Source organism: Faecalicatena sp. (assembly GCF_058819085.1).
This window is the reverse complement of the sequence record NZ_JBZUUL010000031.1, coordinates 19,681-30,658: the sequence shown is the minus strand read 5'-3', so window position 1 is coordinate 30,658 and position 10,978 is coordinate 19,681. Positions and strand designations below refer to the sequence as shown.

General features: G+C 44.4%; 7 protein-coding genes and 1 rRNA gene. All 8 read right to left on the bottom strand.

The annotated features are described in order from the left end of the window. Window positions 1–86 (bottom strand): 16S ribosomal RNA (locus AC4OGX_RS15325); the annotation flags it as partial. A 672-nt stretch (window positions 87–758) separates the two neighbouring features. Next, complete coding sequence (locus tag AC4OGX_RS15320) at window positions 759–2,150, bottom strand: APC family permease (protein ID WP_493331476.1); 1,392 nt, start codon at window positions 2,148–2,150, stop codon at window positions 759–761. A gap of 3 nt (window positions 2,151–2,153) precedes the next feature. Further along, a complete protein-coding gene (locus AC4OGX_RS15315; protein ID WP_493331475.1) occupies window positions 2,154–4,199 on the bottom strand; it encodes a CocE/NonD family hydrolase in 2,046 nt (681 codons plus the stop codon). Between the two features lie 12 nt (window positions 4,200–4,211). Further along, window positions 4,212–5,507: an MFS transporter gene (locus tag AC4OGX_RS15310; RefSeq protein WP_493331474.1), complete on the bottom strand. Its 1,296-nt coding sequence runs from the start codon at window positions 5,505–5,507 to the stop codon at window positions 4,212–4,214. Window positions 5,508–5,638: 131 nt separating this feature from the next. Continuing rightward, complete coding sequence (locus AC4OGX_RS15305; RefSeq protein ID WP_493331473.1) at window positions 5,639–6,286, bottom strand: TetR/AcrR family transcriptional regulator; 648 nt, start codon at window positions 6,284–6,286, stop codon at window positions 5,639–5,641. Window positions 6,287–6,412: 126 nt separating this feature from the next. Further along, window positions 6,413–7,762, bottom strand: a complete 1,350-nt coding sequence (locus AC4OGX_RS15300) for a redoxin domain-containing protein (protein WP_493331472.1) — start codon at window positions 7,760–7,762, stop codon at window positions 6,413–6,415. A 110-nt stretch (window positions 7,763–7,872) separates the two neighbouring features. Beyond that, on the bottom strand, window positions 7,873–9,225 hold the full coding sequence (locus AC4OGX_RS15295) for an FAD-dependent oxidoreductase (RefSeq protein ID WP_493331471.1): 1,353 nt from the start codon (window positions 9,223–9,225) through the stop codon (window positions 7,873–7,875). A gap of 215 nt (window positions 9,226–9,440) precedes the next feature. After that, on the bottom strand, window positions 9,441–10,958 hold the full coding sequence (gene yjeM / locus AC4OGX_RS15290; RefSeq protein WP_493331470.1) for a glutamate/gamma-aminobutyrate family transporter YjeM: 1,518 nt from the start codon (window positions 10,956–10,958) through the stop codon (window positions 9,441–9,443). Window positions 10,959–10,978: the final 20 nt, after the last annotated feature.

Below are 10,978 nucleotides of genomic sequence, written 5' to 3'. Positions count from 1 at the left end.
AATCAAAGTAAAGCGCTTCGCTCGACTTGCATGTGTTAAGCACGCCGCCAGCGTTCATCCTGAGCCAGGATCAAACTCTCGTTAAAAGTGTTTGTTCCAGTTCAAGAATCGCTACTAGCTAATTCTATCCCTTTTACTGTTCTTACCACCGAGATTACTCTCAGTGATGGGTGCATCATAAATGATGCTGTTCTTAAAAATTTTCTCTATAAGAAATTTTCAAGGGTTTGTTGTCTATTGTTTAATTATCAAGGTTCTTTTTGTCGTTTCTGCTGTCGGTTTTTGTCGTCAGCAGCAACTTTTATAGATTATCATATCGTTTGCTGTTTGTCAAGAACTTTTTTCATTTTCTTTTCTGCTTCAAGTCCGGCTCTTTATCTCGTCGGCCGTTCTCTCTTGCGACAGCTTTAATATGTTACCACACTGCCTTAAGCTTGTCAACAACTTTTTATTATTTTTCATTATATAAAAGTCATATCAAAACTGTGTATTCAATGGACAGCTATGACAGAATAGCACAAACTCCTGTCATTTGTCAACAACAAATTTCACGACATGATAAATTGACATGATAAATGACACGATTAACAGTACGATAACTTAGTAAATTCCTTGATATTTCAAACTCTCTTCTCACAAAGAATATACTCAAAGCAGATAGTATCATCCCTCTTCGCCAATTCCTTGATAGGATAAAAAACGGATGAATATCCGCCTAATTCCCTGGCGTGATATCCATCCGTCTAACATTTGATCCTCTATGCATGTATTCTTTTTTCATACTTTTTCCAAAGCCACAGCCCGGAAAGCATGACAAGTAGTCCTCCGCCGATCATCTCTATCTCATATATAAGATTCATCTTGAAATCCCCCATGATCGGTGAACAGGTAAATATGATCCCAATGATACACAGGAATAAGACAACTCTTGCAATATTGATACAGACATTTTTATTATCATTAAAAACATAAACGGGATCTTTTATCATATCTTTCTGTTTGATCCGAATATAGGCAAGAATCAATATCACATATGGGAACAATGCCGTTAATGCTGTCATCGTTACCAGGATATTATAAATCGCATCTACCCCAGGGAATAAAGATGTGGCCACTAAAAGCAGTGACACGATCGCCGTCTGCAGATATACCGCTTTCTTTGGAATCCCTACTTCATTCATTTCCGTCAGTTTTTTGCCGAACATTCCCTCCGGAACACTTCCGAACAGCATCTTGATCGGAGAGGCAATATAGATTACTGTTGCACCTAATATCGATACCGAGATCCCTAACGCTACAAGCCGTACCAGCCATGAACCGATTCCGGCATTTTGCGCACCGATGCTGATAGCATCCAGGATTCCCGTTGAAGCTTTGATTTCACTCGTTGGCATGAGCGATGTGATCGCAATTGAACCGATCACATAGATTATCCCTACAAGCACCGCTGACAACAAAATCGCCTTTGGATAGTTCTTGCGTGGATTCTCAATTTCTGTCACAAAATTTGCTACGACCTCACCGCCCGTATAACCAAAGATGATCGCAGAGATCGCAACCAGCGTATTTCCATTCATCTTCGGCATAAGTGTCTGGAAGGTGTAGGATGAAGCAGGCTCCACACCTGCTGCCCCTACAGTCACAATTGCCAGAATGATCAGGATCGCCGCGGGGATCATGGATCCGAAAGCTCCCAGTCCTGTCAGAAACTTCACCTTCGCAAGCCCGTTTATGCTCAGGATCGATAAAGTCACAAAAACAACCACAGCGATAGCTACTGTCAAGTATTTATTCTCCAGGATTTCCGGCTTACCGATCATATAGGCAATATTTACAGTAAAAAATGTCATGAACGAAGCATACCAGAACAGCTTTGAGGTCCAGTTCAGCCAGGAGACCATGAATCCCCATTTTTCCCCAAAAGCAGCCTTTACCCACACATACATTCCACTGTCACTCGGATATGCGGATGACAGCTCCGCGCAGATCAGTGCCTGCGGTACGAAAAACAGTAATGCGAAAATAAACCACATCGGTATCGCTGCAACACCGAGCCCAAAAGAATCGGAGGTCGATTTTGCGATCCATCTGATTCCAAACAGGGCAGAAATATTCACTAAAATGAGAGCCTTTAACTTAATCTTCTTCATATATTAGTTTCCATTTCTTTCTATTTTGCTTTCCCACTTTCTGTCAAATATTAACTGGTCTCCTTCTTTTACCTTCATATCGCAGGTAATATAGAAATAATCATGGTCAGCAGTCTGCTCTGTGATAATATCTGCATCTGCAAGCCATCCCTCACGTCCCAGTTTCATTTTCTGAGTAATGACATATTTTGCAGACAACGGGTCTTTATTAGACAGAGTCAGCTCTCTCTTTAGGTTATGTTCGATAATGGTTCCTATATCATCAAAACGGTAGATTCCTTCTCCGAATACACCGCCTACTCCGTCTGTGATACAGGTCCATGAATCATTTACAATGTCATAAGTAACACTTCTGTCCACACGGCCCTCTGAGAGCACCGTACACGGCGTATATGCAGCACTGACAGGCTTCATGTTCGGGCCTTCACAGTCATTTCCGACAAATTTAGGAATCGCAAACTCAGCAGTGGACAGATCCAGGGATAATGTCACATCTTCCGGTTTTACCCAGAACATCGGCCAGTAGCTTGTCGCCAGCGCGAGTCTGAATCTGTGTCCGGCTTCAAAACGATGAGCACAGCAGTCCAGAGTTACTGTCACATCTACCTCTTCGCCTGGTACAAGCTTCTCGACCTTATCATGACCCTGCAGATGTGTCAGGTTCATCACACCATAGGAAACTCTTCTGACCGCTCCGTCCGGTGCCACGTCTTCCAATGCCGCATAGAGCATTGCATCCTCTTTATCAGAAGACAGCCGAACCTTAAAGACCGGCGCTCCTAACACTTCGACCGCCTCGCCGAGTTTTTCACTGTCAAATACCATCGCCATACCGTCTTCGATTCTCTGGTCGCTTGGAGTCTCTCCATGCACACCCGCTCCCATGAACTCTCCGCCTAAGATACCATGATTGAGCGGTGTCTTTAAGAGCTCGATCTCTTTCTTCTCATTCTGTACATCTGTCATCTTTCCTCTTGTAAGGAAATATGCCTGATCCTGTGTATCTTCAGTCGGCCAGGAATTGACACCTACCCAGCGCCCCTCGCTGACCGGCATCTGGGAATCCGGCACCATATAGTCTTCCATCCATGCCTGGATCATTGGGCAGTCCAGTGTATCATTATCGATACCCTTCAGCCATTTATCCCACCATTTCACTGCTTCCTCCAGGAAACTCATTGCCGGAAGCGGATCTCCATCGTGTGCGTATACATGTGCCCACGGACCGATGATGGCTTTTCTTGGCACATCCAGACCGTTCATCAGGGTGAATGGCGTATTCCTGTAGCAGTCTGCCCATCCGTCTATGGCAAATACAGGAACCTTGATGGCAGAATAGTTTTCACATACAGAGCCATGCTTCCAATATTCATCTCTTGTCTGGTGTTTCGTCCAGTTGCTGATCAAAAACGGCATATTTTCCAATCTGTCCATCCAGAGATCATGCCATTTATCTCCTGCGATCTCAGGATCTACAGGTCTGCTCTGGTAAGCAGCCATGATGGAGCCCCACCAGAAGTTATCGTTCAGAAGATTTCCACCTTTATAATGAATATCATGATTATATCTGTCATCCGTGAATCCCACACAGATGATCGCCTTCAAAGCCGGCGGCTGTAATGCAGCAACCTGGAGAGAATTGAATCCGCCCCATGATTTGCCCATCATTCCTACATTTCCGTCACACCACGGCTGTTTGCTGATCCAGTCGATCACCTCTAGTGCATCATCCTGCTCCTGCTGTAGATATTCATCGTGCATCAGTCCGTCTGATTCTCCAGTTCCTCTCATATCCACACGAATACATGCATATCCATGACCGGAAAAGAATCCGTGCATAGGTTCATCTCTTCCTCTTGTTCCGTCGCGCTTTCTATATGGGATGTATTCCAGTATTACCGGTGTTGGCGCTTTATTCTCTGTTTTTGGAAGCCAGAGTCTGTAGGACAGCTGTGTCCCGTCAGATAAAGTAAGCCACCTGTTTTCAAATACTTCTACTTCGTATGGTAAATCTGTAATGATCTTTTTTTCATGAATTTCAACACTCATTCTAAATTCCTCCTACGCTTCTTTTTTACTCTCAGCTGCAGCCTTCTTACTGTCAGCTAATGCCTTTTTGCCAAACTTGCGGTACCAGATCATACATGTTACGCAGCCGATCACTGCCATAACGATCATTCCGGTAAAGTAATAATAATATCCGGTAACACCCTCGAAAGCATCTAACGTCTTACCTGCCACATACGGACAGATCACTTCCGGAAGATATCCCACAGTTGCGATCACACCGATTGCGATACCAGAAACCTCGATCGGGATCCCACCCTCTGCCTGCATGGAAAAATAAACTCCATAATTGGAGTACATAGCGAGATACACCAGGATACACGCCAGGATCATTGCCCCGATCTGCATTCCAGAGCTCAGCTTTGGAACCAGGATCACTAAAAGCATACCAATGATCATGGATGCAAACCCTACGATCATCAGCCTTGACTTTCCAAATTTGTCAGCCAGGAATCCGCCTCCTGTCGACGCAACCGGCCTTACATATTGTGCAAGAACCGTCAATACCGCTGCAAGCACTGCCGTGGTGCCAAGAATATTGGTAGCATACGGCGTGATATAGAAATAGGACATATTAAAGGTATAGGTCGTAAATGTAATAATGATCATCATCCAAACTGCCGGCATCTTCAGTACACGGATGATATCTGACATCTTCATCTTCGTTGTCTCTGCTTTTTTAGTTCCCCCCGGATTTTTCAGCAGGAAAATAAATAAGATACCGCAGACGATCGGGCATACGGAATAAAAGATGATGATCCATTTGATTCCTGCCCCTGCCATCAGCTTTGCTTCGAAAAAGCCGAATATTGCAGTCGCTGCTGCCATATGTAATGCGTTGGCAACTCCTCTTCCGCCCTCAAACGTACCGTATGCACGGCTCTGCTCCTCATCACTTGCAAGTGTGCGGATCATCTTCAAAAGAGCGGGCCAGAAAGTCAGCAGTGAGGTTAATCCCCAAAGTGCATAGATAAAGACGAGTACCTTAAAGTCTGTAAAAAATAAATGCGCAAAGCCCCCGATGCCAGTTGCGATCAAAGAACCGATCATCAGCCATTTTGCGGAAAACTTATCCGCCAGAACTCCACCGATAAAATAGGAAACCAATCCCAAAAGTCCATATGCAGACCCCAAGGTTCCCATCTGCGTGTTTGTCAGATTGTAAATCTCCATATAGGCATCATAGTAATACTGCCTGAAATACGGCAGCCCGTAGATAATTGACCCGGCAAATGCGATCAATAACAGCTTGCCGAGATTTTTCTTATAACTAGGTTTTGTTTCTCCCATACAGCTTCTCCTTCTCTCAATATTATACGCGTATAATTTATACATGTATAATAACAAGAAGACTGCATTTTGTCAAGAATTTATCAAACTTTCTCTCCCGTAAATCAAAAAAAGACTGCGGATGGGCACTCTTAATGCTCATCCGCAATCTCTCCGTCAAACACAGTGAAATCGATCTTTTTTTCCAACATTTTTTTCCGTACAACTGTTACATTCTCATTGATCACCCCGCGGTCGATGCCCAGATACAGAAGTGCGCACTTCACAAGGTTGACATTAATATCAAAATAGTTCATATCGAGCTTCCCATCTATGTTCCCCACGATGAGTGCACGCTCCACACCCTTAATGATACTGATCGTTGTTGCCAGATCCAGGCTCTTGAGTTCCAGCTTAAACTCCTGCTCGATCAGTTCCAGAGATTTGAATGTATAACTTTCAACCGAATATTTTAAAACATCCTCTTTTACAAGCTCCACATAGAGCTTTAGAAGCCCCGGTTCTAAATTCATCTGATACTGCAGCAGCAGATAGGTCAGGAGCAGATGCTCGATGCTGTTTTGTACATCATACTCCTTATATGGGATCCGTTCATAAAATTTACTCATATAACGTGAATATATCTCGATCCCTATATTTTCCTTTTTATCAAAATAGTATGGAAGCAGTCCCAGATTCACATCCACTTCTTTGGCGATCATCCTCAATGTCGTCTTGGTATAACCATATTTCCAGAAAAGCTGCTGGGCACCGTCTAGTATCTTATCCCTTGTATTCATCGTGATTCCCTCTCCTCATTGAATTTTACTTTTTTATTTTAGCACATCAATTAAAGAAAATCACCATCGTTTACGGATGTGGTCCGCCCTGCCTTCATATTTCTTCTGCTTATTCTGCGTGCCGCCTTAATTGCGCTTTCCTGATATAGTCTGGGAAATGATATTCTTCATGATCTCCTCATTCAGCTGACCGCTCACATATCCGAAGACCTTTCCTTCCTTTGTGATCATAAACGTAGTCGGGAAGGATGTGATACCGTATTGCTGGAACAGGCCGCCGCCCTGATCCATCAGGACCGGATAGGTATAGCCATTATCCTTGAGGAACTGCTTTACCTCCTCTTCTGATTTTTCCTGTCCATAGTCAGGTCCTGCTACCCCGAGTATTACGACTTCCGGGTCCTCCTCCTGCTGATAGGATTCATACAGCTTCTGGATGTCCGGCATTTCCGCACGGCACGGCGGACACCAGGTTGCCCAGAAATTCAAAAAGATCGTCTTTCCTTTATAATCGGAAAGCTTGTGTACTTTGCCATTCTGATCCTTTAATTCAAAATCAATTGCATCTGCAAGCTCCGGCTCTTTCTCTTTGGCCGCGGCCTGGTCATCCTTAACCTTCGCATCTGATTCTGCCTTATTCTGTCCGGCAGCATCCTTATCCGACTGATCTTTTGTATCCTTCTCTGTTTTTTCGCTGGAACCTTTGTCCTTTGTCTCATTCTTCTGTTCTGTCTGCTGCGATGTCTGCACATCAGACAGATAACCTGTGATCGCATTCATTTTCCCGGTGAACATCATGACCCCCATCAGGATCATAAGGATACCGCCGACCTTCACCGTATATTTCACCACATTATTATGCTTCTTAAACAGATCCAGCAGAGTCGTGCTGAATACCCCAACCGCCAGGAACGGCAGCACGAATCCCAATGTATAGACTCCGATCAGCACAAATCCCCATACCTTGGTGCTCGCAGACGCTGACATCAGCAGTACACTGGAGAGTGCCGGCCCTACACAAGGTGTCCATGCAAAGCTGAACGTAAAGCCCATGATCAGTGCTGTCCACGGTGACATAGCCAGCGCATCCAAATGGAATGGCAGACGGTGTTCCTGACTAAGCACCTTAGACCTGCCGAATACTCCCAGCTGGTAAAGCCCGAAGACCACGATCAGAATTCCTCCGATCCTGGCAAACATCGTCTGGCTGCCTTTAAAAAAGTTGCCGAGCACAGATGCCCCGAAGCCCAGCAGGAAGAAGGTAAAGCTGACTCCTATGACGAAGAACAGCGTATTCACCATCACCTTTTTTCTGCTGAAATAGACCTTTCCATCCTCTCCTACCGTCCTTGTGCCGCCGGAAAGATACCCAATATATAAAGGTATCAGCGGAAGGACACAAGGGGAAAAGAAACTCAATAATCCCTGAACAAACACCGTTAGTACCGGTACGCTTACATCTAATGAAAATCCCATATTACATTCTCCCTATTCTTAGTTGTTTTCATTTGGTGTCATAATCCCGGCTCAAACGATACCGAAAATTATACCAATTGGTTTTTAATCAAAACCGCCTGCTTTCATCCTTATAGATTGAACAGATCGTTCAATGCCTCTCCCATAGTCGGATGGGTGAATATCATATTCTTGAATACAGTGTACTCAAGGCCTGCATCCATAGCCAGCTTCACCAGGTTGATCAATTCATGAGACTCCTCGCAAAAGAGATGTGCACCGAGGATCTTCCCGGTATCTGCATCGATCACAGCCTTTAGGATCCCTTCCGGCTGTTCTAAGACCTGTGCTTTTGGAATCGCTGCTGCCGGAAGTTTTGCAGTCTTTATATTATATCCTGCTGCCAGTGCCTCTTTTTCACTCATCCCTACTCTTGAGAATGGAGGATTTAGAAATACACTGTATGGTACAGCGCCTCTTTTGTCAAGAGTATAGCTGCCGTCTCCTAAAATTTTTGATGCTACGATCCTATAATCATCCAAAGAAATGTAAGTAAACTGCAGTCCTCCGACCACATCTCCCATTGCAAAAATGTGCGGTGCTGTGGTTGTTCTTGAATGATCTGTGATGATACCGCCTCTTTCATCCACCTGAACGCCTGCCGCCCCAAGATTGAGACCTTTTGTGTTAGGCCTGCGTCCTGTTGCAACCAAAACTGCCTCTGCCAGAAGGCTCTTCTCCCCTTCCTTTGTCAGAATGCGCACCTCTGCATACCCTGCTTCTTCTGTCACTTCCTGTACCTTAGCCTCCGTCAGAACCTGGACCCCTCTCTTTTCCAGATTTTCTCTGACTGCATCAGCGATCTCTGCGTCCTCTCTTGGCAGGAAAACAGCCCCATCCTGTATGATCGTTACCTTCGCGCCAAAATCTGCATAGATGGAGGCAAATTCAACCCCGATATATCCGCCCCCGATGATCACCAGCCTCTGAGGCAGCTCTTTAAGATCCAGAAGGGACTCACTCACATATACATAGGGATTCCCATCAATGCCTTTGATCGGAGGAATAAACGGAGAGGAACCTGTATTGATGAAAAATCGTTCGGCCTCGATCACGATGCGCCCTTCCTTCGTCTGAACCTCTACTTCGTGAGGAGAAAGAAAGCCTGCTGTTCCATCGATCACTGTCACATTTGGATTCATATCCAGCTTTTGATAATTCTTCCCTCTCAGCTTTTCCACAAGCTGTGCCTTTCTGGCTGCTGCAGAATGATAAGCAGTTTTTTCATCTGCGCATCCAAAGGCTGCGTTCCTGGCACTATGTACCAATGATTTCGTAGGAATGCAGCCCACATTGATGCAGGTTCCTCCATACATCTTATCTGACTTTTCAATCAGAGCAACCTTTCTTCCTGCATTTCCCAATGCTCCTGCGATGGTCTTTCCACCTTTTCCAAAACCTATGATCACATCATTATATTTCATTTCTTATATCCTCCTCATCATCTGTACTTATTTTCATTTCAGTTGTTACTGTAACAATACCAGATACAGTTAGGAATGTCAACTGCTTTTTCCAAAATTTATTAGAAAATACAGGTAGAAAACGACTGGAATATGAAATATAAAAGGCCACATACAGCGATCCGTCAAATGGGCTGTATATGACCTCTTTTATTAGTTATATGAAACGATTAAGTTTACTGTTTTGTATTATCTGTGTTCTTTTTCTCTATTTCCAGCTTTTTTTCGTAACGGCTGTGCAAGATCAGTGCTGCTGCCGTAAATAATACTGGTCCTAAAATGCTCCAGACCGTTGTGGCAATATCCCCGTCGATCGCCGGCTGGATAATGGTGAAAAAGTTCGCAAATCCGACCGTTGCCGTTACAAGCACGGTAAACACGATAGCAACCTTCTCATTCTTAAAAATGACAAATGGCTTTTTGATGTCCTTGTTCTTTTTAAAGCGAATAAATGCCGCTGCGATAAACATATACGGAAGTGTCATGGCAACATTAGTCATGGATACAAGGATATTGAAGAATTTACTTACTGTATCACCGCCCATGGAAACAAGAAGGATAAATGCAATGGCTATGACTGCCTGTACGCGGAGTGCATATTTAGGCATTCCATTTTCCAGCTTGCAGAATTTCTCTGAAAGAAGTCCTTTTGGGCTGCCTTCGATCAGCTGTTTTAACGGAGAGTAGATCAGTGTAAATACGGCGCCTACTAAAGTCAGCAGAATGGAGATCCCCATGATCCTTGCCGTCCAATTTCCGATCTGTACGCAGACATTGGTGCTTGCCCCGAAGGCTGCTCCAAGCTGATACCCCAGATTGTTCATGATAATATAAGAAGCATTTGCTTTATTAACCGTATCTGCTGAGAGAACGTCACTCCACCTTGTAAATATACCGACGCAGAAGATTCCCACAGAATAGCCGATCGCCACAATGACCGCTGCGATCGTGAGACCTTTTCCGAAGTTCTTTTCCGGATTCTCTGTCTCATCTACCAGGCCGCCGACTGCTTCTGTTCCACCATATGCAAACAGGGCATAAACAACAAAGGCCAGTACAGCAAGTGTTCCTCCATACTCTGGATTTGGAGACTGGACGAAAGAGGCAGCTGATGTGATAGGCTGGGCAAGCTGTCCTTTATTTCCGATCAGGACCAGGAGTGCACCTCCGATCAAAAGGACGTTCAGGAACATACAGGCGATTCCGCCGACCGATGCGACCTTTTGAATATTTTTCATTCCCTTGCTTGCAAAAAATGTTACGACAATGACAAAGCATACACCCAGAATCCCCAATGTCTTGGTGGATGAGAGCCCGAACAGACTCCATTTTGCTGTCGTATCTGTTCCAAATATCGCATTAGAGAGCGGAATCATGATTCCGGATGCGATATTAACCAGCCAGATCACATAAGAGGTATACCACATAAAGGTTGCAACAAAAGCATATTTTGTATTCACACAGATCTGCATCCAGGAAAAGATCCCGCCCTTTTCATCTTTAAATGCAGACCCATACTCTGCCACCATGAACGCAAACGGTACAAAGAAAACAACCGCTGATAAGATGTAGAATGGGATTGCCCCGTATCCCATCAGATAAAATGAACGGGGCATGTTATTAAACCCATATACAGATGTAAATATCATCAGGATCAGTGCGCCCATTGTTAATTTTTTAGATTTTGCCGACATTATTTTTTCCTCCCAATGTC

Coding starts and splice junctions, on each gene's coding strand:
- AC4OGX_RS15320 (WP_493331476.1), bottom strand. CDS start 2,150: ATGAAGAAGATTAAGTTAAAGGCTCTCATTTTAGTGAATATTTCTGCC.
- AC4OGX_RS15315 (WP_493331475.1), bottom strand. CDS start 4,199: ATGAGTGTTGAAATTCATGAAAAAAAGATCATTACAGATTTACCATAC.
- AC4OGX_RS15310 (WP_493331474.1), bottom strand. CDS start 5,507: ATGGGAGAAACAAAACCTAGTTATAAGAAAAATCTCGGCAAGCTGTTA.
- AC4OGX_RS15305 (WP_493331473.1), bottom strand. CDS start 6,286: ATGAATACAAGGGATAAGATACTAGACGGTGCCCAGCAGCTTTTCTGG.
- AC4OGX_RS15300 (WP_493331472.1), bottom strand. CDS start 7,762: ATGGGATTTTCATTAGATGTAAGCGTACCGGTACTAACGGTGTTTGTT.
- AC4OGX_RS15295 (WP_493331471.1), bottom strand. CDS start 9,225: ATGAAATATAATGATGTGATCATAGGTTTTGGAAAAGGTGGAAAGACC.
- yjeM (WP_493331470.1), bottom strand. CDS start 10,958: ATGTCGGCAAAATCTAAAAAATTAACAATGGGCGCACTGATCCTGATG.